The sequence below is a fragment of the Verticiella alkaliphila genome (genome assembly GCF_018904615.1).
Taxonomy (GTDB): Bacteria; Pseudomonadota; Gammaproteobacteria; order Burkholderiales; family Burkholderiaceae_B; genus Verticiella; species Verticiella alkaliphila.
Window position 1 is genome coordinate 29488 of record NZ_JADCNH010000019.1, and the last position, 26534, is coordinate 56021.

Annotated in this window: 26 protein-coding genes; 16 read left to right on the plus strand and 10 right to left on the minus strand. The window is 67.0% G+C overall.

The window, feature by feature from the left end; translation table 11 throughout:
- Positions 1–12: 12 nt before the first annotated feature.
- The 4 genes from IMZ29_RS13275 (at position 13) to IMZ29_RS13290 (ending at position 4110) form a co-directional block, all read left to right on the plus strand.
- Positions 13–837, plus strand: coding sequence for an HpcH/HpaI aldolase/citrate lyase family protein (locus IMZ29_RS13275; RefSeq protein WP_216184685.1), 825 nt, complete (start codon positions 13–15; stop codon positions 835–837).
- A gap of 14 nt (positions 838–851) precedes the next feature.
- On the plus strand, positions 852–2039 hold the full coding sequence (locus tag IMZ29_RS13280) for a CaiB/BaiF CoA transferase family protein (protein WP_216184686.1): 1188 nt from the start codon (positions 852–854) through the stop codon (positions 2037–2039).
- 61 nt (positions 2040–2100) lie between these two features.
- The gene (locus tag IMZ29_RS13285; protein WP_216184688.1) at positions 2101–3105 is read left to right on the plus strand and encodes a cyclase family protein; all 1005 of its coding nucleotides are present in this window, start codon (positions 2101–2103) and stop codon (positions 3103–3105) included.
- A gap of 42 nt (positions 3106–3147) precedes the next feature.
- On the plus strand, positions 3148–4110 hold the full coding sequence (locus IMZ29_RS13290) for a tripartite tricarboxylate transporter substrate binding protein (protein WP_216184690.1): 963 nt from the start codon (positions 3148–3150) through the stop codon (positions 4108–4110).
- A gap of 59 nt (positions 4111–4169) precedes the next feature.
- On the opposite strand, the gene paeA is transcribed toward IMZ29_RS13290, so the two are convergent.
- The 6 genes from paeA to IMZ29_RS13320 all read right to left on the minus strand — a co-directional run bounded on the left by paeA (position 4170) and on the right by IMZ29_RS13320 (position 9920).
- Positions 4170–5507, minus strand: a complete 1338-nt coding sequence (gene paeA / locus IMZ29_RS13295; RefSeq protein ID WP_216184791.1) for a polyamine export protein PaeA — start codon at positions 5505–5507, stop codon at positions 4170–4172.
- Positions 5508–5623: 116 nt separating this feature from the next.
- Positions 5624–6442 carry an SDR family NAD(P)-dependent oxidoreductase gene (locus IMZ29_RS13300; protein WP_216184692.1) on the minus strand — a complete coding sequence of 273 codons (819 nt, stop codon included), beginning with the start codon at positions 6440–6442 and terminating at the stop codon, positions 5624–5626.
- 31 nt (positions 6443–6473) lie between these two features.
- A complete protein-coding gene (locus IMZ29_RS13305; RefSeq protein WP_216184695.1) occupies positions 6474–7268 on the minus strand; it encodes an enoyl-CoA hydratase/isomerase family protein in 795 nt (264 codons plus the stop codon).
- 16 nt (positions 7269–7284) lie between these two features.
- The gene (locus tag IMZ29_RS13310; protein ID WP_216184698.1) at positions 7285–8493 is read right to left on the minus strand and encodes a thiolase family protein; all 1209 of its coding nucleotides are present in this window, start codon (positions 8491–8493) and stop codon (positions 7285–7287) included.
- On the minus strand, positions 8490–8900 hold the full coding sequence (locus IMZ29_RS13315) for a Zn-ribbon domain-containing OB-fold protein (protein ID WP_216184701.1): 411 nt from the start codon (positions 8898–8900) through the stop codon (positions 8490–8492). The genes IMZ29_RS13310 and IMZ29_RS13315 overlap by 4 nt, the downstream gene beginning before the upstream one ends.
- Positions 8901–8948: 48 nt before the next feature.
- On the minus strand, positions 8949–9920 hold the full coding sequence (locus tag IMZ29_RS13320) for a Bug family tripartite tricarboxylate transporter substrate binding protein (protein WP_216184704.1): 972 nt from the start codon (positions 9918–9920) through the stop codon (positions 8949–8951).
- A gap of 198 nt (positions 9921–10118) precedes the next feature.
- Here IMZ29_RS13320 and IMZ29_RS13325 point away from each other — a divergent pair, with 198 nt between their 5' ends.
- The 5 genes from IMZ29_RS13325 (at position 10119) to IMZ29_RS13345 (ending at position 16163) form a co-directional block, all read left to right on the plus strand.
- A complete protein-coding gene (locus IMZ29_RS13325) occupies positions 10119–10913 on the plus strand; it encodes an IclR family transcriptional regulator (RefSeq protein WP_216184707.1) in 795 nt (264 codons plus the stop codon).
- Between the two features lie 28 nt (positions 10914–10941).
- Positions 10942–12090, plus strand: a complete 1149-nt coding sequence (locus IMZ29_RS13330) for an acyl-CoA dehydrogenase family protein (RefSeq protein WP_216184709.1) — start codon at positions 10942–10944, stop codon at positions 12088–12090.
- A gap of 11 nt (positions 12091–12101) precedes the next feature.
- Positions 12102–14249 (plus strand): acetate--CoA ligase family protein, encoded by a 2148-nt coding sequence (locus tag IMZ29_RS13335; RefSeq protein ID WP_216184712.1) that lies wholly within the window; start codon positions 12102–12104, stop codon positions 14247–14249.
- Entirely contained in the window at positions 14246–15235 is a 990-nt protein-coding gene (locus IMZ29_RS13340; protein ID WP_216184715.1) for an NAD(P)H-dependent flavin oxidoreductase, read from the plus strand. Before IMZ29_RS13335 ends, IMZ29_RS13340 begins: the two co-directional genes overlap by 4 nt.
- A gap of 106 nt (positions 15236–15341) precedes the next feature.
- Positions 15342–16163 carry a CPBP family intramembrane glutamic endopeptidase gene (locus IMZ29_RS13345; protein WP_216184718.1) on the plus strand — a complete coding sequence of 274 codons (822 nt, stop codon included), beginning with the start codon at positions 15342–15344 and terminating at the stop codon, positions 16161–16163.
- A 42-nt stretch (positions 16164–16205) separates the two neighbouring features.
- Here the strand turns inward: IMZ29_RS13345 and IMZ29_RS13350 are convergent, their stop codons facing one another.
- A complete protein-coding gene (locus IMZ29_RS13350) occupies positions 16206–16832 on the minus strand; it encodes a trimeric intracellular cation channel family protein (RefSeq protein ID WP_216184719.1) in 627 nt (208 codons plus the stop codon).
- 73 nt (positions 16833–16905) lie between these two features.
- Between IMZ29_RS13350 and IMZ29_RS13355 the strand changes: the two genes are divergently transcribed.
- Together IMZ29_RS13355 and IMZ29_RS13360 are read left to right on the plus strand one after the other, a co-directional pair.
- Positions 16906–17430, plus strand: coding sequence for a cupin domain-containing protein (locus tag IMZ29_RS13355; RefSeq protein WP_216184722.1), 525 nt, complete (start codon positions 16906–16908; stop codon positions 17428–17430).
- Positions 17431–17551: 121 nt separating this feature from the next.
- Positions 17552–18427 carry a hypothetical protein gene (locus IMZ29_RS13360; protein WP_216184724.1) on the plus strand — a complete coding sequence of 292 codons (876 nt, stop codon included), beginning with the start codon at positions 17552–17554 and terminating at the stop codon, positions 18425–18427.
- 35 nt (positions 18428–18462) lie between these two features.
- Here the strand turns inward: IMZ29_RS13360 and IMZ29_RS13365 are convergent, their stop codons facing one another.
- Positions 18463–19398: an AraC family transcriptional regulator gene (locus IMZ29_RS13365; RefSeq protein ID WP_253207102.1), complete on the minus strand. Its 936-nt coding sequence runs from the start codon at positions 19396–19398 to the stop codon at positions 18463–18465.
- Between the two features lie 260 nt (positions 19399–19658).
- Here IMZ29_RS13365 and IMZ29_RS13370 point away from each other — a divergent pair, with 260 nt between their 5' ends.
- Positions 19659–20393: an SDR family oxidoreductase gene (locus IMZ29_RS13370; RefSeq protein WP_216184727.1), complete on the plus strand. Its 735-nt coding sequence runs from the start codon at positions 19659–19661 to the stop codon at positions 20391–20393.
- 7 nt (positions 20394–20400) lie between these two features.
- Here the strand turns inward: IMZ29_RS13370 and IMZ29_RS13375 are convergent, their stop codons facing one another.
- Both IMZ29_RS13375 and IMZ29_RS13380 read right to left on the minus strand, forming a co-directional pair.
- The gene (locus IMZ29_RS13375; RefSeq protein ID WP_216184729.1) at positions 20401–21084 is read right to left on the minus strand and encodes a helix-turn-helix transcriptional regulator; all 684 of its coding nucleotides are present in this window, start codon (positions 21082–21084) and stop codon (positions 20401–20403) included.
- An 85-nt stretch (positions 21085–21169) separates the two neighbouring features.
- The gene (locus IMZ29_RS13380) at positions 21170–21958 is read right to left on the minus strand and encodes an IclR family transcriptional regulator (protein ID WP_253207103.1); all 789 of its coding nucleotides are present in this window, start codon (positions 21956–21958) and stop codon (positions 21170–21172) included.
- A 201-nt stretch (positions 21959–22159) separates the two neighbouring features.
- Between IMZ29_RS13380 and IMZ29_RS13385 the strand changes: the two genes are divergently transcribed.
- The 4 genes from IMZ29_RS13385 to IMZ29_RS13400 all read left to right on the plus strand — a co-directional run bounded on the left by IMZ29_RS13385 (position 22160) and on the right by IMZ29_RS13400 (position 26520).
- Entirely contained in the window at positions 22160–22984 is an 825-nt protein-coding gene (locus IMZ29_RS13385; RefSeq protein ID WP_253207104.1) for a hypothetical protein, read from the plus strand.
- A gap of 159 nt (positions 22985–23143) precedes the next feature.
- Positions 23144–24697, plus strand: a complete 1554-nt coding sequence (locus IMZ29_RS13390; RefSeq protein WP_371820261.1) for a thiamine pyrophosphate-binding protein — start codon at positions 23144–23146, stop codon at positions 24695–24697.
- A 49-nt stretch (positions 24698–24746) separates the two neighbouring features.
- A complete protein-coding gene (locus IMZ29_RS13395; protein ID WP_216184734.1) occupies positions 24747–25724 on the plus strand; it encodes a Bug family tripartite tricarboxylate transporter substrate binding protein in 978 nt (325 codons plus the stop codon).
- A gap of 1 nt (position 25725) precedes the next feature.
- Positions 25726–26520 (plus strand): SDR family NAD(P)-dependent oxidoreductase, encoded by a 795-nt coding sequence (locus IMZ29_RS13400; protein ID WP_216184736.1) that lies wholly within the window; start codon positions 25726–25728, stop codon positions 26518–26520.
- The last annotated feature ends 14 nt before the right edge of the window (positions 26521–26534 follow it).

Consider the following 26534-nt stretch of genomic DNA (forward strand, 5'->3'; position numbering starts at 1 on the left):
AAGCCGATGACCATGAAAAGCAAACTGTTCGTTCCCGCCTCGCGCCCCGAGCTCTTCGACAAGGCCTTCGCGAGTGCTGCGGATGCCTTGTCGTTTGACCTGGAAGACGCTGTAGCCGCCTCGCGCAAGGGCGCCGCCCGGGAGGCGCTGCGCGCTTGGCTGGCACAGCTTGCGCCTCCATATGAGAAAAAGATTATCGTCCGCGTGAACGCACCCGACACCGACGACTTTGCCGACGATCTGACGAGGCTCGCGGGCCTGCCGGTGCACCTCGTCAATGTCCCCAAGCTGGAGACGGCAGCGCAGGTACAGTCGACAGTCGCGGCGCTGGACGCCGCCGGCATTGCCGCAGATCTCCTCATCACCATCGAGACGCCAGGTGCCCTTGCCCAGGCCACCGGCATCGCCAAGGCGCATGCGAGGGTGCAAGGGCTGCAACTCGGCCTGGCAGATCTCTTCGAGCCACTCGGCATCGATCGCCATGATCCGGCCACGTTGCGGCAGGTGATGCTGACGCTGCGATTGGCCGCAGGCGAGGCCGGCAAGTACGTGCTCGACGCCGCCTATGCGAACGTGGGCGATCCCGACGGCTTTCGCGCTGAAGCCATGCTGTCACGACGCCTGGGGTATCTCGGCAAGTCCTGCATCCACCCCAGTCAGATCGCGCTGGCCAACTCGGTCTACGGCTTCTCGCCTGAAGAGATCGCCCACGCCCGTCGTCTGGTGGACGAAAGCGAACGACAGCCCGACACCGGTGCCTTCCTGCTCGACGGCAAGATGATCGACGCGCCTTTCGTGCGCCGGGCGCGCGACATCCTGCTCGCAGCAGGACAATGAACGACAGGTCCCTCATGCACATTCCTTCTGCCGATTCTCTGCCGCTCGATGGCGTTCGCATCCTCGATCTCAGTGCCTACATTGCGGGGCCTTACGGCTGTGCGTTGCTGGCCGACATGGGCGCCACGGTCACCAAGGTCGAACCGCCCGAGGGCGACAACCTGCGCAAATATCCGTCGACACTGCCCAAGGAAAGCCGCGCTTTCCTGGGTGTCAATCGTGGAAAGCGTGGTCTGTGCCTGGATCTGAAAGCGCCGGGCGGTCGCGAGGTGATCCACCGGCTGGCCGCCCAGGCGGACGTCCTGGTGCACAACTTCCGTCCTGGCGTGCCGGAACGGCTGGGTATCGACGCAGCTACGCTGCATGCGCTCAATCCACGCCTGATCATCTGTGCCATGACGGGTTACGGGGATGCCGGGCCGATGGCACGCCACGCGGGTTACGACCAGGTCCTGCAATCCATGACGGGCATGTGCGCGTCGCAGGCCAAGGGCGATGGTGAGCCAGAGATCCTGTATGGATCGGTGGTGGATTACTACGGCGCCTCGCTCATCGCGAGCAGCATCGGTGCCGCGCTCTACCAGCGCGAGCGCACAGGCCACGGCCAAGTCATCAAGCTGTCGCTGCTGGGGAGCGCACTCGCCATGCAGTCCGCACGGCTGGTGTGGGCCGACGACGAGCCCCGCCACATCGAGCGCGACATGCGATCGGGGGGCGTGACGGGCATTCATCCCACGGCAGAGGGTTACTTGTACTTGTCGGCCAATACGCCGAGGTTCTGGCAGTCGCTGTGCGAACACACGGGGCTCGATGATCTGGCGACCGATACCGCCTACGATTCTGTGAAAAAGCGCGCGCAACACGCGGACGTGCTCGTGGCCCGTCTGCGTGAAGCGCTGGCGCGCGCGCCAGCGGCCGCGTGGGCAGAGCGCTTTGGCCAGAGCGTGCCGTGTTCCGTCGTCAACCGCATCGGCGACATGTTCGATCATCCTCAGGTGCAGGCCATGGATTACGTGGGCGATCTTCAGACCCGCACCGTGCGCTATCGCGGCCTGACCCGTTGGGCGGACTTCGGCGGGGTGACGCCGGATGCACCTGCCGGTGCGCCGGCACTGGGCGAGCACGGCGATGCCATCCTGGCCGAGGCCGGCTTTTCCGCCGATGACATTCAGGCCTTGCGCGCCAACGCCGCCGTGCATTGAAGCCGGTCGCCCTCGATGGCACCGTGAACGAGATGGCGCTCGCCGCCACCAGGAGACTCGCATGACCACATCACCGCGCTGGGCCCGCCGCCCCGAAGGATCGAACTGGGGCGACTTCGGTCCCGACGATCAGCTGGGCACCCTGAACCACCTGCAGCCGGCGCAGCGCCTCGCTGCACTGGCCGAGATCCGAGAAGGCGTGTGCTTCAGCCTTAGCCTGCCGCTGGACGTGCCGCGCGCACCGGTGCTCAATCCGCGCCGGCGCGGGCCGGTGATCCAGCCCGCGGAGAAGAATGACTTGCCGGTCTACCGGTATCCGCTGGAACGCGACGTGCCGGGCGCGACGGACGTGGTGAGCGACGACCGCGTCGCGCTCTCGCCGCAGTATTCGACCCAGTGGGATGCCCTGGCGCACGTGGGGTCGCTCTACGACGCGCACGGCTCGGGCGAGCGTCAGCCAACGGGCTACAACGGCTTTGCCGTGTCGGACGCGCGCGAGAGCCCATTTCGCGGCACGCGCGAGCTGTCCATCACGCCCATGGCCACCCATGGCATTCAGGGGCGCGGCGTGATGGTGGATCTGCGCGCCCACTTCGGCGACGGCTTTCGCCGCGTCTCGCACGCCGAGCTCATGGCGGTGATGGCGCAGGACGGCGTGGAGGTGCGCCCGGGCGACGTGCTGTGCCTGCACACGGGCCTGGCCGATCTCGCGCTGCACCTGCCGGATGCCGAGCTCGAGCAATTGCGCTCGTCCTGCTGCGTGCTGGATGGTCGGGATCCTGCGCTGCTCGCGTGGATCACGGCATCGCGCATCGCAGCCATCGCAGCCGACAACCATGCCGTGGAGCAGCGCAATCACGCGCTCGAACATGGCCCGGGGCCACTGCTCCCGCTGCACGAACACTGCCTCTTCAAGCTGGGCCTGCCGCTGGGCGAGCTCTGGCATCTGACCCCGCTCGCGACCTGGTTGCGCGCACGCGGACGACACGCGTTTTTCCTGACGGCTGCGCCGATGTACCTGCCGGGCCTCGTCGGCGCGCCCGTGAACCCCCTGGCCACCGTCTGAGACGGCGCCTATTCCAACGATAACGACCGAGGAGTTCTGTCAATGTCCCGTTTCGCCTTTCACAGCCTGGCGATCGCCACCGCCGTGTCCTTTCCGCTGACTGCCCTGGCGGCCTACCCGGATCAGACCATCACGATGGTCGTGCCGTACTCTGCCGGCGGCGGGGCGGACAATGCGGCCCGCATCATTGCGCAAGGCTTGTCCGAGCGCAGTGGCCAGACGGTGGTGGTCGAGAACAAGGGCGGCGCGAGCGGCTCCATCGGCACGGCCTACGTCGCCCGCGCCAAGGCCGATGGCTACACCGTGCTCTACGAAGCCTCGGCATTCGCGATCAACCCAGCCGTGCGCCAGTTGCCTTACGACATCGACAAGGACTTCGTGCCGGTCTCGCAAGCGATCACCGTGCCGAACATTCTCGTGGTGTCGACCCAGTCGAAGTTCGAGGACATCGGTTCGCTGCTGACCCAGGCCAAGGAAAAGGCCGGGGCCTACACCTTTGCGTCCTATGGCCCGGGCAGCCTGGCGCATCTGGCGGGCGAATTGCTGAACCGCAGTGCCGGCATCGAGATGGTCCACATCCCCTACAAGGGCGGCGCGCCCGCGCTGGTGGATGTCATGTCCGGCCAGGTCGACACGTATTTCGCCAATGCTGCCTCGAGCCTGAATTACGTGAAGGGCGGCAAGCTGCGCGCCATCGCTGTGTCCTCGGCCAAACGCATGCCTGAGCTGCCTGAGGTGCCGACGATTGCCGAATCCGGCATCGCAGGCTTCGACGTCAATGAGTGGAATGGTGTCTTCCTGCCGTCCGGGACGCCGCCGGACGTGGTGGCCAAGCTCGAATCCCTGCTCCAGGAGGTGGTGGCCGATCCGGCCGTGCAGCAACGCCTGCGCAACCTGGGTCTGACGCCGGTGGGTAGCAGCAGCGCGGATTTCACGGCTTTCGTGAAGGCCGAGACCGAGCGCTGGCAGGAAGTCGTCAAGGCCAACGACATCCAGGTCAACTAATGCCTTGAATGGCGGGGGCCCGACGCGGCCCGACGCCAGTCCCAGGGCAGACGTCCGCCTCAGGACGCTGCCGTGGGCGTCGTCTCACGCGTCGTCTTGCTGCTCGTGGCGTCGGTGATCCGCGTCACGAGCACCTGATCGATGCGATAGCTGTCGACGTCCATCACCTCGAACTTGTAGCCGCCCCAGGTGACGGAATCCGTGCGGCGCGGCACGCGGCGCAGCATTACCATCAGAAAGCCTGCCAGCGTCTCGTACTCGTCTTCGTGGAGCAGATCGTCGATCTCCAGCACGCGCTGCACGTCCTGGATGGCGGCGTTGCCGTCGATCAGCCAGGAGTTCTCGTCGCGGCGCACGATGGTGTCGTCGTCCCAATCCGGCATCATGCCGCCCATCACGGTGCTCATTACGTCGTTCAGGGTGATGATGCCCACCACCAGGCTGTACTCATTCACGACGATCGCGAAGTCCTGCCCGATCTGGCGGAACTGGTCCAGCACCTCGGCCAGCGTCAGGCGATCCGGCAGCACGAGCGCCTTGCGGATGAGGTCGCCCTCGCGCAGGCGGATCGGCTTGCCGTTGAGCACGCTCTGAAAGAGGTCCCGTGCCTCGACATAGCCCACCACATGATCGATGTCCTTGTCGCACACGGGGTAGGCAGCGTAGGGCTCCTTGGCAATGCGGGCGCGGATGACGTCGTCAGGGTCGTCGATCAGGAAGTAGGCGATGTGCTCGCGTGCTGTCATCGAGCTGGGCACGGTCCTCGTATCCAGCTCGAAGACGTTCTCGATGACTTGCTGCTCGCGCCGCTCCAGCGCGCCAGACAGGGCACCGGCTTCGGTGAGCGCGAGGATGTCGTCCGAGGTAATGCTCTCGTCGCGTTTTTGCGGCAGCTTGAGCAGCGCCATGAGCCCGTCGGTGAGTTTGGCGTAGAGCCAGACCATGGGCTTGAGCACCATCATGAGAAACAGCATGGGGGCGATGATGCGCACGGCGGCCTTTTCGGGGACAGCCATGCTCACGCGCTTGGGCACGAGGTCCGAACCCAGGATGAACAGGCTCGTCACCAGGAGGAACGCTGTCAGAAAGCCCAGCGTGCCGGCCGCATCCGGCCCCACCCACAGGGCAAAGAGCGGCGTGAAATACGGGCTCAGCATGCCTTCGCCCACCACGCCGCCCAGCACGCCAATCGCGTTCACGCCGATCTGGATCACCGTGAAGTAGTGTCCCGGCTGCTCCTGCACCCGCATCACGCGTTCTGCCCGAGGATCGCCTTGTTCGGCCATCTGGCGAAGCCGCAGGCGGCGTGAGGCCGCCATGGCAATCTCGGCAAACGAGAAGAAGGCGCCGGCAGCAACCAGCAGGGCGAGCAGGAACAGGCTTTGGGTCAGCGTCATGAGCGGCACGGTCAGGCTACGCATCGGTCGCCTGAGGCAGCACCAATGGGCTCCGTGACTTGAGGAAACGAGGCTTCATTCTAGAGTAGCCTCGTGACCGTCGGTGCCGACACACCCTAAATCATGGCAAAGCCGCCGCTCACCCCCAGGCTCTGCCCTGTCACGTAGGCCGCGCGGTCTGACGCCAGATACAGCACGGCCCCGGCGACATCCTCGGGCCGGGACAGGCGTTCCAGCCCGCGGGCGATCGGATAGGCGCGCAGCATCTTCTTCAAGCGCTCGTCGTTGGCGGGTGTCGCGTCCGGGTGCAGCGCGCCGTTGGCGATCCCTTCATGGGACACCGCACCGAGGGCGATCACGTTGACGTTGATGCGGTCTCGACCGTGCTCCCGGGCGATCGCTTTGGAGAACCCGAGAATGGCGGCCTTTGCGCCGGAATACACCGCCAGGCCGGCCTCGCCGATGCGGCCCGCCTCGGACATGATGCTCACGATCTTGCCAGCGCCGGCGGCCTGCATGCCTGGCAGTACCAGCCGGCAGCAGTACATCACCCCATAGACGTTCAGGTCCACCACCTTGCGCCAGTCCGCCAGAGGCATGTCCAGGAAGGCGGGAGGGATGCCGCCCTTGGCTCGACGCTCGGGGGTGACCCCGGCGTTGTTGACCAGGATGTCCACATGGCTGAGGCCAGCGGCCTGAAGCGCCTGGGAGAAGGCCGACGACAGGGCGTCGTAGTCGGTGATGTCGCACACCATCGGTACGGCCTGCCCGCCCAGCGCCCGTATCTCGTTGACGACGCGCTCGGCACGTTCGGCGAAGAGGTCATTGACCAGGACGGTCACGCCCTCGGCGGCAAACTCCAGGCACAGCCGACGGCCCACGCCTTGTCCGCCGCCGGTGATCATCGCGGCCTTGCCTTGCAGGTTCAATTCCATGGTCTTGTCTTCCTTGGGGGTAGGGGGCGGCTCAGCGGCCGTGAAAGCGGGGGGCTCGCTTCTCGATGAAGGCACGCATGCCTTCCTTGCGGTCCTCGCTGTCGATGAGCATCGCCGCAGCGAAGCGCTCGTACTGCAGGGCGGAATGAATGTCGACCTCTTCGCCCAAATCGATCGCCTGCTTGGCAAAGCGGATGGCCAACGGCGGCTGCGCCGCAATGGCGTGAGCCAGGCGCAGTGCCGACGGCAACAGGGCGTCGGCGGCTACCACCTGGTTGACGAGGCCCAGGGTCAGCGCGGCCTGCGCGTCGATCAGCGCCGAGGTGAAGACCAGCTCCTTGGCCTTGGCGGCGCCGACCACGCGGGTCAGGCGCTGTGTGCCGCCGGCCGCCGGAATCACGCCCAGCTTGACCTCCGGCAGACCCAGACGGGCATGCTCGGCGGCGATGCGGATGTCTGCGCACAGCGCCAGTTCGAGGCCTCCGCCCAGTGCGACGCCGTTCAGGGCGGCGATCACGGGCTTTTCAAAGGTGGCGATGTTGGTGAACAGGTCATGCGTGCGCTGCTGGTTCACGAAGTAATCCGCGGGCGCGGGGCTGTTGCCGGCGCGCTCCTTGATGTCCGCGCCAGCGCAGAAGGCGCGCTCGCCCGCGCCAGTGATCACCACGCAGCGCACGGCGGTGTCCTCGCGCGCCCATTCGAAGAATGCGCACGCCAAGTCAGGCTTCATGCTGGCGCCCAGCGTGTTCATCCGGTCCGGGCGATTCAGGGTGATGACGGCGACGTCGTCGTCCACCTTGTAGCCCACCGTCTCAAGCGTTTTCATGGCGTCTCCAGGCGGCTCATGCCGCGTCGTTCCAGCCGGCCAGCACATGGGCGAATGCCACCGAGCCCAGGCCGATCATGTGAGCAAGGCCGAGACGCGCGCCGGCATGTTGTCGGCCGGTGGCTTCACCCCGGATCTGTCGGGTGATCTCGGCCACCTGTCCGATGCCGGTCGGGCCGATCGGGTGCCCCATGCCGAGCAGGCCGCCCGAGGCGTTGACCGCGCACTGTCCGCCGATACGCGAGGCCCCGTCGGCCAGATAGGCCGCGCCTTCTCCCGGGCCGCACAGGCCCATGGCCTCGGTGTAGATCAACTCCTCGATCGAGAACGCCTCGTGCAGCTCAACCAGATCCAGTGTGCTGGCGCTCACCCCGGCCTGGGCGAGGGCCTGTTCGGTGGACACGCGTACCAGAGCGTGGGCTGCGGACTCCGTGTCGGAGCCGAGCGTCTCGCTGGTGGCCACTGAGGCCAGTATGCGAACAGCGCGCGACTTGGCGTAGCCGATCTTGTCCAATGCTGCAGCCGAGGCCACCAGCACGGCGGCGGCACCTTCGCCGCGTGGGCAGCACTGTTGCACCGTCAGGTCTCCTACGACGGCCGGCGAGGACAGCACCTGCTCTAGCGTGCGTGGCTTGCGGAACTGGGCGTAGGGGTTCAGGGCGGCGTTGCCGTGGTTCTTGACCGCCACGCGAGCCATCGCCTCGACCGACAGCCCATGGCGGGCCAGGTAGTCTCGCGCCATCAACGCAAACTTCACGGCTGGAATATTGGCGGTGGGCGAGAGCCGGTCCAGACCGTCCTTGTCGGCGGCACGGCGCGAATCGCCTGGCTTGTCCACACCCAATGCCAGGGCGATGTCCGTCTCGCCACTGGCCACGGCCAGGCAGGCCTCACGAAATGCGGCGCATCCTGACGCCGAGGCGCTTTCGACTTGAGTGACGGCAAGGCCGGTCGACCCCAGGTGACGCAACATGACACGCCCGGTCGCCATGCCGATGGCCGAGGTGCCAACATAGGCTGCCTGGACGTCGGGCCAGGCGACGCCGGCGTCGGCCAGGGCTTCACGCACGGCGGTCAACCCCATCGGCACGTAGGGCGTGTCGCTCGCGAACTGATAACGGTGCATGCCGATGCCGATGACGTAGACCGGCGCCTGCTGCAACAGGCGGCCGGCACTCGCGGCAGGGGCCACCGTGGCGTTCGAGCAGGGTGTCGTCTGGCTCATGCTGCGTCCTCCAAAGGGGCGAATCGGCACGTGAAGCGCCCGTCGGGCATGATGGCCGGCACCGCGCGTACCGGCATGCCGGGTGCCAGGTCGCCCTCGTGCCGAACGTCCAGGACGGCCTCCTCCAGGACGCCGCCGGCCAGTTCGAGCTCGGCCACGACATAGGGCGCGGCCAAGGCGGGCGTGAGCGCTTGGTGAACAGTGACCATCTGGCGAACGCGCGCCCGCCCGGCCAGCCGTTGTGTGTGGCCCGCTTCGGCGGCGGCTCCACAGCAACGGCAGCCATACGCGCTGGAGGGGAAGGTCAGTGCCCCGCATGCGCCGCAGGCCAGATACAGCAGGTCGAGCGTGCCGTCCTCGGCCAGCGCATACAGGGCCGGGTGCACCGGCTCACCAGGGTGATTCATGGGTATCTCCAGATCGTGCGCTGCGGCGCGCCCGGCCGCAGCTGCGGTTCAGTCCAACTGCAGGTTTGCCTTCTCGACCACGCCCTTCCAGCGCGCCATCTCCTCGCGTACGAAGTCGCTGAACTTGTCCTGCGACAGGCCGATCAGCGGTTCGCTGCCGAACTCGCGCGCGTACGTCCTGACCGTCTCGGAGGCCAGGGCCTTGTCCATGGATTGCGCCAGGCGCGCGATGACCGGTTCGGGCGTGCCAGCGGGCACGAAGATGCCGGCCCAACTCGTCGTCTGTGCCTCCGGAAATCCGGCCTCGGCGATCGTCGGCGTATCCGGCAGGGCTGCCACGCGCTCTTTGCCCGTCACGGCCAGCGGCCGGATGGCGCCTGCCTGCAGATGGGGGGTGGAACTGACCATGTAGTCGAACAGCAGGTCGATAGCGCCCCCGCGCAGGTCGTTGAGTGCGGGACCACTGCCCTTATAGGGCACGTGCGTGAACTTGATCCCCGCGGCATTCTGGAACAGCTCACCGGCCAGATGACTGCCGGTGCCGATGCCAGCAGATCCCATGTTGACCTTACCGGGATTGGCCTTGGCGAACGCGACCAGCTCCTCGATGGTCTTGAAGCGGTTGTTCGCGCCTGTGACCAGGATGGTGGGTGAGGCCAGCATGCCGTGAACGGGGATGAAGTCCTCCATGGGCTTGTATGTCACGTTCTTGTAGAGCCAGGGGCTCGTGGCCAACGTGCCCTGGGTGCCGTAGAGCAGCGTATAGCCGTCGGGCGTGGCGCGCTTGAACTGCTCGGTGCCCAGTTGTCCGCCGGCGCCGGGGCGGTTGTCCACAACCACGGGTTGGCCAAGGTCGTCAGCCATGAGTTTGCCGATCATGCGCGAGGTGTGGTCGGTGACCCCGCCAGGTGTATAGGGCACGACCCACGTGATCGGTCGTGACGGGAATGTGTCAGCCCAGCTGCTGGTCGATATCACCAGCGACAGCGTGGCAACACCTGTACGAAAGCTTCCTTTCATCTCGTCTCCTCCGGGGTTGTCCAACGTCAGGTCGACGTCGAATCTTCTTATGTTGAGTCGCGGTATTCCGTGATAGAGTTCAGTATATCGTGAAGTGTAGGGTTCATATCAACTCATTTCTTCTTAGGTGTAATCCCTGTGCATCCTGGTTTTGGCACAATTCAGGGGTGAAGACATCACGAAATACCGGAGAAGAAATTGGCAGCAAACGTTCCAGCCGTCGCCAGAGCCATGGCCATTTTTGAAGTGTTCGCTCGCGAGCAGCGCGAGCTGTCGAACTCGGAGCTGGCCCGATTCATCGGGATTGCCGACAGCAGCTGCGCGGATCTGTTGCACACGCTCTATCAGGCGGGCTATGTCACGCGCACTGCGAGGACCAAGCGTTTCTATCCCACCAGCCGTCTGTTCAGTGCGGCTCAATCGATCGCCGAGAATGACCCAACATTGCAGATCAGTCGCGAAGCGATCGAGCTCCTGGCAAGCAAGACTGGCGAGACTGCGTTGTGCGGGCGGCTGGAGAGCGGCTTCGTGCGCGTGATCGGTTTTCAGGAAGGCAAGTATCAATTGCGCTATGTCATGAAGGTGGGCGAGAAGATGGCCTTGCATGGATCGGCGCTGGGCAAGGCGCTGCTCGCGCAGACCTCGCCGGAGGAGGCCGCGCGGCACCTGCGCGTCAAGCCCTTGCGCAAGCTCACACCACATTCCATGACGGACCCAGCCCAGGTCGAGGCTGCCGTCGACCAGGTGCGTGCTCAGGGCTGGGCAGAGGCGCGCAGCGAGGGCGTCTTGGGCGTGGGCGCGCTGGCCGTGGGCGGGCTGGTGGGAGGCGAGCCACTGGCCATCTCGTTGACCGGCCCGCAAGACCGTATCGATGAACATCGGGATCTGTACCTGCAGGTCCTGCTCGAAGTGCGCGCTGCCGCATTCAGCCAGCCCGATTCGCCGGTGCGCGCAACGGCGCGAAAGAGCCCGCGCAGCGCACCCGGCCCTTGACGGGCTTCATGACAACAGAGGAGACACCATGACGATCCCGCTGGAGACCGAGCACGCCATCGTGCGTGACAGCATCCGCCGCTACATGCAGGCCAAGGTCGTGCCGCACATCGTGCGGCACGAAGCCGAGCACAGCTTTCCTTTCGAGGTGCTGCCGGCGCTGCGCGAGTTTGGCTATATCGGCGGCATGCTGCCCGAGGCCGATGGCGGGATGGACCTGGACTACCTCACCTGGGCCATGCTGATGGAGGAAGCGGGCTATACGTGGATGTCCCTGCGCACACTGCTCAACATCACCAATGGCGCGATCCGGCGACTGCATGCGCTGGGCACGGACGATCAGAAGGCGCGCTTTCTGCAGCCTTTGCTGCGCAGCGAACGTAGCGCCTGCATGGGCATTACCGAGCCGAACACGGGCTCGAACGTGGCCGGCATCCAGATGCGCGCGGATCTGCGCGGTGACCATTATGTGCTCAATGGGCGCAAGCTCTGGATCACCAATGGCGCATGGGCAGATTTCGCCATTGTCGTGGCGCGCACCTTCAGCCCGGATTGCGATGGACAGCTCTCGCTCTTCATTGTCGAGCGCGAGGCCAGCCCCTATGAAGTGCGTCGACTCGACACCATGGTGCTGCGCTGCACCGGCACGGCCGAGCTGTCGTTCGCAGACGTGAAGATCCCCCGCGAGAACCTGCTGGGCGCAGAAGGACAGGCTTTCAGCAAGGTGCTCTCTGGCCTGGATGGCGCGCGCCTGAATATCGCCATGGGTGCGGTCGGAGCAGCCCAGCATGCGCTGGACCTGTCGGTTGAATACGCGAAGACGCGCACGCAGTTCGGTCGGCCGATCGGCAGCTTTCAGCTCATCCAGAAACATATCGTGGACATGACCGTACGCGTGGAGGCCGCGCGCGCCTTGGGCATGCGGGCTGCCCACGCGCTGCAGCGCGGTGGCCATGCCCGCATGGAATGCTCCATCGCCAAGCTCTACGCAACCGAGACCGCGCATGAGGTGGCCAACATGGCCCTGCAGGTGCATGGCGGCCTGGGCTATTCCACGGACTATCCGATCGAGCGCATCTTTCGCGATACGCGGGGCGGGATGATTCCGGAAGGCACGACCGAGATCCAGACGTTGATCGTCGGGCGCGAAATCCTGGGTATGTCGGCCATCGTCTAACGGAGAGCGCCATGATCGAATCGCAAGCAAGTTCGCTGACGTCGCTGTTCAACCCGCGCAGTGTGGCGCTCATCGGTGCCTCGGACAATCCGGCGAGCATCGGCGGGCGCACCCTGGCCAATCTGTTGGACCATTCGGCTTACCGGGGTGAGGTGTACCTCGTCAACGCTCGTCGCGAGCGCATTGGCGATCGTCCGTGCTATCGCAGCGTGGACGAGCTGCCTGCCGTGCCCGAGATGGTGATCGTTGCCGTACCTGCGGATACAGCCGTGCCGGCCCTGGAGGCGTGCGGCCGCCTGGGCGTGCGCTACGCGATCGTCTTCACGTCCGGCTTTGGCGAGGGCGGCGGCGAGGGCCAGGAGTACGCCGAGCGCCTGCGCCGGGTCGTGGCCGACACCGGCATGCGCATCTATGGGCCCAATTGCCCGGGGCTGTGCAATGTCAACGAACGCATCGGCTTCACGTTCTCGCCCTCGTTCCGGCACGACCTTCGTGCCGGTCCGATCGGTCTGATCACCCAGGGCGGCGGCCTGGGACGCAACGTGATGCAGACGATGGACCGCGGCGTGGGAATCGGCCTGTGGGCATCCACGGGCAATGAACTGGATCTGCAGGTGGCAGACTTCATCGAGGCCATGGCCGATACATCGGGCATCGAGGTCATCGCTATTCTCCTGGAGGGTATCAACGACGGGCCACGCTTCGTACGTGCCGTGCAGCGCGCCACGCGGCGTGGCAAGCCCATCGTTGCCTTCAAGGTGGGGCGTTCGGAGTACGGTAGCAAGGCCGCCCAATCGCATACGGCGTCCATCACGGGATCTGCCGAGGTCAACAGCGCGGTGTTCCGTCAGCTGGGTGTCATTGAAGTCGATGACATCGACGAGCTGGCCGACACGGCGTGGCTCCTGGCCCGTGCGCATCCGGCGCCCAATCCGCCGGATGCGCCCGAGCCGGGCCTGGCCGTGTACTGCTCGTCGGGCGGCACGACCGCCATGACGGCCGATGCCATCGGGCTGGCCGGGCTCACGCTGGTGCCGTTTGCAGAAAGCACGACGGTCACTCTGCGGGGCTTGCTGCCCAGTTATGCCTCCATCGTCAATCCGATCGACACGACGACCGCCGTGCTGGCTGACGACAGCCTCATCGAGAAGACGATGCTAGCGGTCTGCCGCGATCCGGGGGTGGCGATGGTCATCCTGCCCATGGCGCTGGACTATGGCGAGGTCACGGCCACCATCGCGCGCCGGGTCGCCGCCGCCCAGACGCAGAGCCCCGTGCCGATCGTGCCGATCTGGATGAGCGAGCGCACTGGAGAAGGCTACGGCATCCTGCGAGACGCCGGCATGGCGCCCATGCGCAGCGTGAGCAAGGCCGTCAAGGCCTTGCGGCGATGGGTTGACCACGGCCGCTGGCTGGCAAGCCATGATCCTGAGTTCCATCCGGCCGTGCTCCACGCCGGCGACACCCCGCAGTCACCCGCGCGCGCCATGACTGAGTCGAAGGCCAAGACGTGGCTGCGCGAGGCAGGCATGGCGTTGCCGCAGAGCCACGCGGTGAGTTCACGCGACGCGGCCATGGCGGTGGCCCAGACTCACGGGATCGCCTTGGCGGCCAAAGTGCTCAGTGCAGACATCCAGCACAAATCCGACGTCGGTGGGGTGCGGCTGGGCCTGGCGGGAGCCGAGGCCGTGGGACGGGCTTGGGACGAGATTCATGCCAGTGTGCGCCAAGCCATGCCGCAGGCCCGCATCGAAGGTCTGTTGCTCGAGCCCATGGCGCCCGTCGGCGGCCTTGAGCTTCTGGTGGGCATCTCCCGCGATCCCGTGCTTGGTCCCATGATGACCGTGGGCCTGGGCGGGATCTACGTTGAGATCTTCCGCGATGTGGCCCGCCGCATGCTGCCGGTCAGTGTGGACGAGGCCGAGCGCATGCTGCGCGAGCTGCGCTGTTATCCGCTGCTCGCGGGCGCCCGGGGCCAGCCTCCCCGCGACGAGGCTGCTCTGGCCAGGCTGTTGGCCCAAGTGTCGGACATCGTGTTGGCCCAGGGCGCGCGCGTGGCCGAGATCGACCTCAACCCGGTGTGGGTAGGCCGTGTCGGGGAGGGCGCTTACCCCCTGGATGCAGTGATCGTCGCGCATGATGTGGCGTCTGTGTCATGACGAACGACGATGGCATCTTGCCGGCGACGCGGGTCACGCAGGCCTTTGGCATCCGCTATCCCATTCTGGCGGGCGGCATGATGTGGCTGTCGGATCCGGCGTTCGTAGCAGCGATGGGACGGGCTGGAGGCCTGGGGTTCCTGACCGCGCGCTCGTTTGCGCACGCGCAGGCGTTTGCCGAGGGTGTATCGCTCGCGCGCCGCCTGGCCGGTGACGCGCCCATTGGCGTGAACTTCACGTTGTCCCGGCACAGCGACAACCAGGGCACGGGCGCCATGCTGGAGCTGGCGTTGGCCCAAGGAATCACGGCCTTCGAGACGGCAGGGACGCTGCCGCCGCAGGCCTTGATCGACCGGATCCACGAGGCGGGCGGCATCCTGCTGCACAAGTGCGCGGCGCTGCGCCATGCGCGGGCCGCTCAGGCCGCGGGTGTGGACATGGTCGGTCTGGTCGGCATGGAGGAGGGCGGGCATCCCGGCCCGGGAGAGCTGCCCACGAGCCTGCTCGGCGCGTTGGCGGCGCGCGAGCTGGATATCCCTCTGGTGGTCGGCGGGGGCATCGGCTGTGGCGAGCAGATCGTGGCCGCGCTTGCGTTGGGCGCTGATGCTGTCGTCATGGGCACGCGCTTTCTGGCGTGCGACGAGATATGGGCCCATCCAGCCTACAAAGCCGCGCTGGTCGCTGCCGACGAGAACGCAACCGTGCGCGTGTTCGGCTCGCTCGGTCGCACCTGGCGCGTCCTGCGCAACCGGACGGCCGAACAGGTGGCAGACCTGGAGGCGGCCGGCGAGCGGGACTATGCCGCCTACTCGGCCCTGGTGTCGGGTACGTTGACGCGGCAGGCGTGCTACACCGAAGGTGACGTGCAGCAGGGGTTGCTCTCCTGCGGTCCGGCAGTCGGATTCATCGACCGTGGCGAATCGCTCGCGCAGACCGTCCAGACGCTGGTGCATGAGGCCCGACGCGCGCTCGCACGCGTGCGCTAGGCGTCTGCACGCCACGCAAACGGCCGCGACGGGCTTGATTTCGACAGGGAGCGACAAGGCGCCGACCGGCCCGCGATAATGTGGCCCCCGGATTGCAGATCCCGTCATGCGTTTGCCGCAGTCTCCTCGCGCGATGCCCTTGCCCGCTGTGTCCCTTCCCACCGCGGGCTGGGCACTGATGGTCATGCTGGGTGTGGGCTATGCCTTGGCGCTGGCCCACGGCAGGCTTTCGCTGGCCAGCCTTCCGGTATTTGCCGGGCTCCTCCTGGCCGGTATCTGCGTGCGTCGGGGCTCCCGGGCCTGGCAGCTGGCAGGCCACGCCGCGTTTGTCTGCCTGGCTCTGGGTCTCGGCCTGCACGGGTTGTCGGGCTTTCACAACGGGATGGTGTCGCTGCCACCTGCCAGCCAATGGCACGCGCTGGGCAGCTTTTACCTGAACCTGGACAAGCCGCTGATCGGCGTGTGGCTGCTGCTCGCTTGCCCCTGGGTGGTGCCGCGGCACAGCGCCGGGCAAGTCCTCGGCATCACCCTGCTCGCCACCCCAGTCACGCTCCTGGTGTGCCTGCTGGCAGCCCTCGCGTCCGGCCTCGTCGTCTGGCTGCCAGGCTGGTCACCGGGCGGCTGGCTGTGGGCCGCGAACAACCTGCTGCTGGTCTGCGTCACCGAGGAACTGTTGTTTCGCGGTTACCTGCAGGGCGCGCTGGTGCGGCGCTGGCCGACCCACCCTGTGCTGACCACGCTCGGCGCCGCGGCGCTCTTCGGGCTGGCCCATGCACCCGGCGGGGCTGGGTGGGCCGTGACGGCCGGCCTGGCAGGGATTGGCTATGGCTGGGCGTACCACCGTGGCGGGCTGCTGGCCGCGGTGGCCGTGCACTTTGCCGTCAACCTGGTGTACTTCGGCGGGTTCGTCGCGGCGGGTACGCGATAGGGCCCGGGCGCCCGAGCCTGCCGGCGCCGAGGCGGGCGCGGGTTATTGCCCCTCGCGGGCGTACACGAACTTGGGCATGTGCCAGTTGAAGCGCAAGGCGAGCAGCCGCATGGTGAGGCCGGCCGCCATCGCGGTGAAAAGGGCGACTTCGTGGTGCCAGTCCAAGGCGAGCGCCGCCACGTACAAGCCGCCCGTGACCACCGACACACTGGCATAGAGTTCGCTGCGAAAGAGCAGCGGGACGCGGTTGCACAGGATGTCGCGCAACACGCCGCCCACGCAGCCCGTGATCATTCCCGCCACGATCACCACGGTGGGCGACAGGCCCATCTCGCGCGCGACGTTGCAGCCAATCACCGTGAAGACCACCAGTCCGATCGCGTCCAGAACGAGGAAGATCCAGCGCAACCGGTGCATGAAGCGCGCGACGGCGATCGTGCCGAGCGCGGCCGCCACAGTCAGAAGCAGATACTCCGGATGCGCCACCCACACCAACGGGTAATGGCCGAGCAGAACATCGCGCATCGAGCCGCCGCCCAGGGCGGTGATGGCGCCCAGCAGGCACACGCCGATCCAATCCATGCTGCGCCGCCCGGCCGCCAGCGCCGCGGTCATGGATTCCGCGGTGATGGCGATGATGTAGAGGATGTGCAGGACGAGGACGCTCATGGGGCGCCATTGTATCGGCGAGCCCGCTCGGGCCCATAATTTGCCTCCGGTCGGACGTCGCCAGGAGACTCCCATGCTTATCGCCACCCTGCGGTTCCCCACCACGGCTACCGTGCCCAATCACCCGCGGTGGCCTGTCATCCTGTACAAGAACGCCGTGCCGGCCGATGCGCATGCCGCGCGCACGTTCGAGGAACGTTTCGCCGCTCACGGCTGGCAGGGCGGCTGGCGGGGCGAGGTGTACGACTACGTGCACTATCACGTCGATGCCCACGAGGTGTTGGGCGTGGCCAGCGGCAGCGCCACCCTGCGCCTGGGCGGCGACGCGGGCGAGCCGGTGCGCGTCACTGCCGGTGACTGTGTCCTGCTCCCTGCGGGTACCGGGCACCAGTGCCTGGATGCGTCGCCGGATTTCGAAGTGGTGGCGGCCTACCCGCCCGGGCAAACGCCGGATCTGCAGACGCAGGCGGCCACGGATGAGCAACGTCGGGCCATTGCCGCGCTGCCCGCGCCGCCGACGGATCCGCTGGAGGGGCCGGGCGGGGCGGTTGGCGCCCATTGGCGCCGCGCCGCGCCTGCCCGTCCCAACTCCGCCTGATGCCGGTCATCACCCGATGTCCGCGGTCAGGCGCGCCGTGCCGCGAATCGTCAGGGACGAGCGCGCGCCTGACATGACCCACTTCCTATCATTCGGCTTTGCCTCGTGCCGGAGTCGTTCGATGCTTGATTTCCCCCTACGCCTGTCCCGCTCGATGCGCCGTCTGCTCGGCGCGCTGTGCCTGGCGGGCGTGGCGCCCGCGTATGCGGCCTCGGCCGACGAGTCTTTGCTGGCACTGGAGCACGCACAGGCGCGCTATGAGGCGATGCACGACAGCGCGGCGTACGCCTCCGGCCTGCTTCGTGTGCTCTACGAGGATCGCGCCGCGGTACCCGAAACCGTCGAGATCGCCAACACGCACGTGCGCAAGTCATTCAAAGTGCCTGCCGCCATGACGGCGATGCGTGAGGCGATGGCGCAGACGCCAGATCTGCCCGATGAGCAGGCCCAGGCCCTCGCTCGCATCGCGAAGGATTGGGCGCAGCGTGACGCGGCGCTGCGAGCCCTTCCAGAGTCGGCGCTGGCGGCCGAGGGCGAAGCCATGGCGCGGCGGATGGCAGAACGTCAGGACGCCGACGCCATCGAGGCGCTTCTGCCGCTGATGGCAGAGCCTGCCTTGGCCGAGGAGAATGTCCTGGCCGCAGAACGCGTCTACCGGTTGATGGAGATCCTGGTCGTGGAGGGGCATGCCCAGGCCAAGGCCGAGATCGAACTGCATGGAGACGATGGCCTGCGCTCCGAACTCATCCACATCGCGCGCGCGACGCCGGCGGAGTACCGGGCGCTGGGCCAGGAGCGCGAGGTGGAGCGGCAGCGGGCGATGTTCCGCCAACGCTATGTGCTTTCCTACCTGCCGCCCGAGGAGGTGCGCACGTTGCAGTCGATCTATACGAGCGAGGCCGGCCGTGCCAAGCGTGACGCGCTCGTCAAGGCCTTCGCGGCACGCAACGACGCCGACAGCCTGTCGGCCTTGCTCGGCATGGTGGACGCGCTGTAGCGTCAGCGTGCCCCGCGGGAGTTCGCGTCAGCCCCTCACGTCGGTGCAGGCGCGACGGTACCAGCCTGGCCCTCCACGGCAGGCGCCAGCGCGAACAATGTCTGCAGGTGTCGGGTCTCGTCCACGGGGCTGCGGCCGAACATCCGCTTGAATTCCCGGCTGAACTGCGAGGCGCTCTCGTACCCGACGGCATCGGCGGCGCGCGCCACGCTGGTGCCCTGACGGATCATCATGAGCCGCGCCTGATGCAATCGGATCGACTTGATGTACTGGATTGGCGAGGTGGCCGTCACGGCCTTGAAGTGCACATGAAACGCCGGCACGCTCAGGTTGGCCTCTTCGGCCAATGTGGGGACATCGAGGCTCTGCGCATAGTGAGTGTGCACGCGGCGCAGCACCTTGGCGATGCGGCCGAAGTGGCTGCCCTGCTGCAGGGCAGCGCGCAGGCTGCCGCCCTGGGGGCCGCGCAGCACCCGATAGGTGATCTCGCGCAATAGCGCCGGGCCCAGGATGGCGGCGTCCTCGGGCGAGGCCAGCGCCTGCAGCAGGCGCCAGAGGGCGTCTTCGAGCGCGTCGTCCAGCGGGCTGGCGTACAGCGTCGTCGGCTGCGCGTGCGCGGGGGCCTGCGTGAGGTCGTCCAGGCGCATGGCGATGTCCGCTGTCAGGGCAGGGGAGATGCGCACCGTCAGCCCGAGCATCGGGGCGGCAGCGCTCGCCTCGGTCTGCGTGCTGAAGGGCAGCGGTACCGTCAGCACCAGATAGTGCCCAGCGTCGTACACATAGGGCTGTCCGCCATGCACGCCGCGCTTGCGTCCCTGCAGAACGAAAACGAGGCTGGGTTCATACAGGGCCGGCGTCACGGGCAGTGGCTGGTCGGCGCGCATGAACGTCACGTCGTCCAGACGCGACGCGGTGAAGCCTTCGGTGGGGGCTAGCTGCTGCAGCAGGGCGATCATGCGGGGGCGGTGCATGCCGGGCTCCGGGCAATGGGCGGTATGAGCAAGCGTCGTCGTGGGGATGCCAGACGCCACCGCAGCGAACGCAAACGTTGGCGTTCGTGCCCATTCTGTCATGCGGAACGCACGATCCCATAGCCTTTGACAGGCGAGCCAAGAGAAATAGGCAAGCCTTGAAGACGAACCGGTCTTCGCGCGAGTCGGGCGCCTCCGTAGGATGACGTCATGGCAGCCGGGGCCTTGCCCGCTGCCCTCATTCCTTCAGGAGGATTCACATGTCTGCCCAGCATTCCGGCAAAGTCATCCTGCTCACCGGGGCCAGCAGCGGCATCGGCGAAGCCACCGCCCGCGTGCTTGCCGCCCAGGGACACCGACTGGTCGTTGGTGCCCGCCGCATCAATCGGCTCCAGGCCCTGGCCGATGAGCTGGCCGCTCAGGACACGCCCATCGCCTTCCTCGCCGTGGACGTCACCGACCGCGCGAGTGTGCAGGCGTTCGCCGATCACGCGCTGGCCCTGCATGGGCGCATCGACGTCATCGTGAACAACGCGGGCGTCATGCCCTTGTCGCCCATGGCCTCGCTCAAGGTGGACGAGTGGGACCGCATGATCGACGTCAACATCCGCGGCGTGCTGCATGGTGTGGCGGCGGTGCTGCCCACGATGCAGCGCCAGGGCGAGGGCCAGATCATCAACGTGTCGTCGATCGGCGGGCTCTATGTGGTACCCACCGCCGCCGTGTACTGCGCCACCAAGTACGCCGTGCGCGCGATCTCGGACGGCCTGCGCCAGGAACACGACAACCTGCGCGTCACCTGCGTCTACCCGGGCGTCGTGGAATCGGAACTCGCAGACACCATCACCGACCCGGGGGCGGCCGCCGCCATGGTCGAGTACCGCAAGATCGCGCTCAAGCCCGAGGCGATCGCACAGGCCATTGCCCACGTGATCGCCCAGCCGCCGGATGTCGACACCAGCGAGATCGTCGTGCGCCCCACGGCGAGCGTCTGACCCCTCGCTAACCCACCAGCCTCGCCCCCCGCAACCGCGCCGAAGACACCGCGTCCCGGGCGTTGCGCGCGCCCAGGCGCTGATACAGGGTCGAGGCGTGGGCTTCGGCGGTGGCGTTGGAGATGCCCAGGTCGTGGGCGATGACGCTGAGCGGCCTGCCCCGGGCAAATTGAAGCAACAACGCATACTGCCGGGGCGTCAGGCCGAGCGCCTCTGCCTCATCCACCGCCTGTTGCACGCTCGGGTCGGGTTCCGCCGGCGGCATCAGGGCGTGCGAGTCTCCCGACAGCGTGAGCGTCTCGTCAGGCTGCGCGCCGGGTGCATCGAGGTCCAGCCCCAGGTGGATGGCCGCCGTGAGCGTGTCGAGGTGCGCATCGTTCATCAGGCACCCATAGGCCAGTCGGCCCAGGTTGCCCACGAGCCGCGGGGCCGGTGATCCCGGCGCGCACAATAGCAGCGTACGTCGCGGCTTCAGCTGCGACACGGCCAGACGCAGCAACGCCTGCGCCGCCTCCACATCGGCGCTGATGCCCAGGATCAACAGGTCAATGTGACGGTGCTGGCCTGCGGCAGCACGCAGATGCGTCGGATCTACGTAGAACACGGCTGCAGGCAGGGGCAGGTCTTCCAGCAGGTGGCGCAAACCCGCGCGCACCAGCGGGTTGGGTTCAACCAGCACGATCGTCTTCATGGAGAGGCCTCTTGCAGTGGCTAGGAAGATCTACGTGGCAATGCGTCAAACGGATGCAGTGCGCGGTAGTCGCCCTCGTCTCCCCTCAGCTTCGTCGTGCCACTGACAACTCGGTGCCGAGCGTTGCGGCTTGATGTTGCAGTGTTGCCACCACCTCCCGCAGGCGAGCGCCGCTCAGCCGGGAGCGAATCGCCGCCACACTCAATGCCGCCACCACCTCCCGATCTCGGTCGAATACAGGCACCCCCACGCCAACCATCTCCGGGATGATTCGGCCCGGGTTGATGGCATAGCCATTGGCCTGCGTGGCCGCGATGTCGTCGTGCAATTCTGCCAGTGAGGGGTGCGTCGGCTGGCGCACCCCTGGGTAGCGGGCGCAGACGCGCTCGATGTCGTCCGGCGGGGCGAATGCGAGCAGCGCGAGACTGCCGGCGCCCACGCCGAGCGGACGCCGGTGACCGATCTCCAGCGTGAGAATCTTGATCGGGAAATCCCCCGTCTTGCGATCGACGCAGACGGCTTCGTCGCCGGAGCGGATGGACAGGAACGCGGTGTCGCCGGTGCTCGCCGCCAGCCGCTGCAGGGCCGCTTCGGAAATGGCCCGGATGCCGTGCTGGCCGGAGGCTGCCGCGAGGCCGAGGATGTAGGCCTCGCGACCCAGCGAGTAGGTGTGGCGGGTCGGGTGAAGGGCGACGAAGCCTTCCTGAGCCAGCGCAGACAGCATGCGATGCGCCGTTGGGCGCGTGAGCGCATTGTCCCGTGCGGCGTGGCTCAAGGCCACGCCATGGGCGGGCCCCGCCGCCACGTACTTTAGAAGGCGCAGCACGCGCACCACGCTCTGCGCGCCACCCACGTCGCTGTCAGGTTTGCGCATCTGGGTATCCGGCATCGACGATCATCCTGCATGAAGAATATTGAGTCCATATTATGGACGATAGGTTGATGGCGCGACGATGTCGCACATAGACTGCGGTCATTAAAGTGACAGCAGCGCGATCCGTTGGTGGGCTGGTCTGAATCCAAAAACCTGGGGTGATTCCATATTATGGACGTTGAGCCATCTGTGCGAGTCGTGGTGCTCGATAGCATCACCAAGCTTGATGCCGCCCACGCAGGGCAGGTGGTGGTCGCGGCGTCGCATGGCGGCGCTTACCCCGGATACCTCGCCGCGCGCGGCGGTGTGCGCGCCGTCATCCTCAATGATGCTGGCCTGGGCAAGGACGACGCGGGCATCGACGCCCTGGCCTTCCTTGCGGCGCTGGGCATTCCCGCTGCCGCCGCGGCTCACCAGAGCGCGCGGATCGGGGATGGCGCCGATCTTCTCGCCAGCGGACGACTCAGCCGGATCAATGCACCCGCTGCGGGCGCGGGGTGCCAGCCCGGCATGGCCGTCGCCGAGGCGGCCCAACGCTTGCGCGTCCATCGACCGCTCGCGTCTGCCATCGGCATCCCGACGCAGGCCGAAGCCCGGCACGACCTGGTCCCCGGGGCAGCGGTGCCCGTTGCCGGCCTCGACTCCGTGTCGCTGCTCGCGCCAGGCGACCGTGGCGCGATCGTCGTGACCGCCTCACACGGCGGCGTGCTGGCCCAGAGCGGCAGCGACAGCGTTGCGCACCCGGTGCTTGCCGTGTCGTTCCACGACGCGGGCGGGGGCAAGGATGACGCCGGTTATGGCCGTCTGCCGTTGCTGCAGGCGCGCGGGCTGGCCGCCGTCACCGTGGCTGGACACAGCGCCCGCATCGGCGATGCGCGCTCCTGCTACGTGGACGGCGTGCTCTCGCGCGCCAACGCCTGCGCCCAGGCGCTGGGCGCGCGTGAGGGCATGCGTCTGAAGGCTTTCATCGCCGGGCTGCTGGCTCGGCACGAACACACACACCAGGAGACCCAGGAAGATGTCTGAAACGCTCGAAATCACCGGCGGCGAGGCGATCGCACGCATGTTCGCCGCCCACGAGGTGGGCCCAATGTTCGGCATGGGCGGTTTTCAACTGCTGCCGTTCTATGACGCCGCGCGCGTATCGGGCTGGACCACCACCTCATCAACGACGAGCGTTGTGGCATCTTTGCAGCGGATGCCTATGCCAAGACGACGGGCCGCCCAGGTGCTGTGGACGCCACGCTCGGCCCCGGCGCCACCAATCTCGCCACCGGCCTGGCCGAAGCCTACAACGCCGGTACGCCCGTCGTTGCCTTGGTGGGCGATGCGCATCGCGCGCATGCCTGGAAGAACATGACGCAGGAGGCACGCCAACTGGAGTTGCTGCGTCCCGTGTGCAAGGAGGTGATCCGTGTCGAGCGTATCGAGCGTATTCCGGAGCTGGTGCGCCGCGCCTTCACGGTGGCCACCCACGGTCGGCCTGGGCCGGTGGTGCTGGACGTACCGGAAGACATCGCGCATGACATCCATGCGTTCCCCGCAGACACCTTCCACGCCGACCCGGCCAGCCGCCGCATTCCCGCGCTGCGCACGCGCCCGGGTCTGCCGGAGCTGCACGCGGCTGCCAAGCTGCTCTCGAAAGCCAATCGACCTTTGATGCTGTGTGGCGGCGGTGTGCACCTGAGCGATGCCGCGGCCACCGTGCAAGCCTTTGCCGAAGCGCTCGGCATTCCCGTTGCCCACACCATGAGCGGCAAGGGCGCCATCGCCTGCACGCACCCCTTGAGCGCAGGGCTCTTCGGCCGCTACAGCCGCATTGCGAACGATCTCATTGCCAAGGCCGACTGCCTCTTCGTGGTGGGCTGCAAGCTCGGGGAAGTGGCCACCCGCCGCTACGATCTGCTGCCCGCTGGCGTGCCCATCATTCATCTGGACATCCTCGCCGAGGAGTTCGACCGCACCACGGCCCCCACGGTGCGGCTCTGGGGCGACGTCGGCGCCACGCTGGACGAGCTGCGCACCCTGCTGAGCGCGCGCACAGACGGGCGCCTTGCCTACGCGGCGGAGGTTGGCGAGCGCATGCACACCTGGCGGGAATCCGTCAGCGCCAAGCTCGAATCGGACGACACCCCCGTCGGCATGGCGCGCCTCCTGCACGAGGTGAATGCCTGGTTGCCCGAGGATGGCGTGCTGGTGGCCGATGGCGGGTTCGCCGCGCACTGGAGCGGCCTGCTTTTCGATACCAAGCGTGCGGGACGAGGATTCGTGCCGGATCGCGGGTTCGCCTCGATCGGCTACGGCATTCCAGGCGCCATCGGGGCGGCACTGGGCGCGCGCGGTCGCCAGGTGGTGAGCCTCACGGGCGACGGCGGCTGCAACATGTCGCTGGGCGAGCTCGAGACGGCCGTGCGCATGAAGCTGGGCTTTGCCCTCATCGTCGTGAACAACGCCGCATCAGGCTACATCAAGGCCTTGCAGCATTTGATGTACGGCCCTGGAAGCTATCAATCGTCAGATCTCAACGAGACCAACTACGCCACCGTGGCCCAGGCGCTGGGCTGCCAGGGCGTGCGGGTGGAGCACCCGGGCCAGATCCGCGAGGCGCTGCAGAAGGCTTCCGCATGCACGGATCGGCCTACCGTGATCGACGTGGTCGTCACGCGCGACCCCGCGCATATGCTGCCCGGGGTGGACAGCCGCGCGGCCAAGATCAAGCCAGGCGATCGTATCGCCTGAGCGCAGCCGGCCCATCAGGGCATCGATTCGACAACAACAGGAGACAACGATGATCCGCCGCCACTTCCTCACCGCTGCCGGCCTTGCCTTCGCAGCCGTTGCCTTGCCGGCCGCGGCCGCTCAGGACAGCTTTCCCTCCCGCCCCATCACGCTGGTCGTGCCGTTCCCGCCGGGCGGCACCTCCGACGTCGTGGGCCGCATCTTTGCCGACGCGCTCTCACGCGAGATCGGCCAGACCGTGGTGGTGGAGAACCGCGGTGGGGCTGGCGGCACGATCGGCGCGCGCACGGTGGCCAGTGCCGCGCCGGACGGCTACACGCTGCTGCTGGGCACCTCCAGCACCAACGGCACCAATTCGGCGGTCTACAAGAACCTGCCGTACGACGCGGTGAAGGATTTCACGCCCATCACACAGATCATCCGTGTGCCGGGTGTCATCGCCGCCACCAAGTCCTTCCCCGCCAAGGATTACGAGGCCTTCGTGAAGCTCGTCAAAGCGTCGCCAGGCAAGTTCTCGTATGCGTCCTCCGGCAACGGCGGTGCCACGCACATGGCGATGGAGTACTACAAGTCGCTCACCGGGCTCGAGATCATGCACGTGCCGTATCGCGGCACCGGCCCGGCGCTCAACGACGTCATGGCGGGGCAGGTGGAGATGATCTGGGATACGGCCGCGTCTTCCATGCCCCACATTCAGTCCGGGGCACTCGTGCCCATCCTCGTGGCGGGCAAGGAGCGGCTGTCGCAGATCCCGAATGTTCCCATCGCGGCCGATGTCGGCCTGGCCGAGTACGACGCGGAGATGTGGAACGGCGTGCTCGGCCCGGCCGGCCTGCCGGCCGACGTGCTCGCCAAACTCAATGCGGCGGCCGTGAAGGCACTGGCCCAGCCCGAGGTGCGTCAGCGCTATGCCAACATCGGGGCCTACGTCATCGCCGACACGCCCGATGAATTCCGCGAGGTGGTCACGGCCGACGTCGAGAAGTGGCGCAAGGTGGCCGAATTCGCCAAGATCTCGGTGGATTGAGATGCATCGACGATTCCAGGACAAGATCGTCGTGGTGTTCGGGGCCGGCTCCTCCGGCCCTGGCTGGGGCAACGGCAAGGCCGCTGCGGCGCTCTACGCCCGTGAGGGCGCTCACGTCTATGCCATCGACATTGCCGCCGACGCCGCACGGGAGACTGCCGCCGCCATTGCCAGCGAAGGCAACGCGTGCACGCCATTGACGGCCGACGTCACCCACGGCGATCAGATCGCCGAGGTGGTGCGACAGGTACTCGCTCAACACGACCGCATCGACGTGCTGCACAACAATGTCGGCATCACGGCCATGGGCGACCCGGTCGAGGCCAGCGAGGAAAGCTGGCATCGCGTGCTCGACACCAATCTCACCGGCGTCTTCCTCACGTGCAAGCATGTGCTGCCGAGCATGATGGAGCATGGCGGCGGCAGCATCGTGAACATCTCCTCGCTCGCGTCCATCCAGGTCAACCAGTACCCGTACACCTCGTATTACGCGGCCAAGGGCGGGCTGAACCAGATGACACGCTCGCTTGCCGTGCACTACGCGCCGCATGGCATCCGCGTCAATGCCGTCCTGCCCGGGGTCATCGATACACCGCTGATCTACCAGCAGATCGCCGGGCAGTTCCAGGATGTCGAGGCCATGCGCGCCAAGCGCAACGCCGCGAGCCCCATGCAGCGCATGGGCACGGCGTGGGACGTGGCCAAGGCGGCGCTGTTCCTGGCATCGGACGATGCGGCGTACATCACGGGTGTGTGCTTGCCGGTGGACGGCGGCAAGGCGTGCTGGGGGCGGTGATGCCCGGTCGGTGA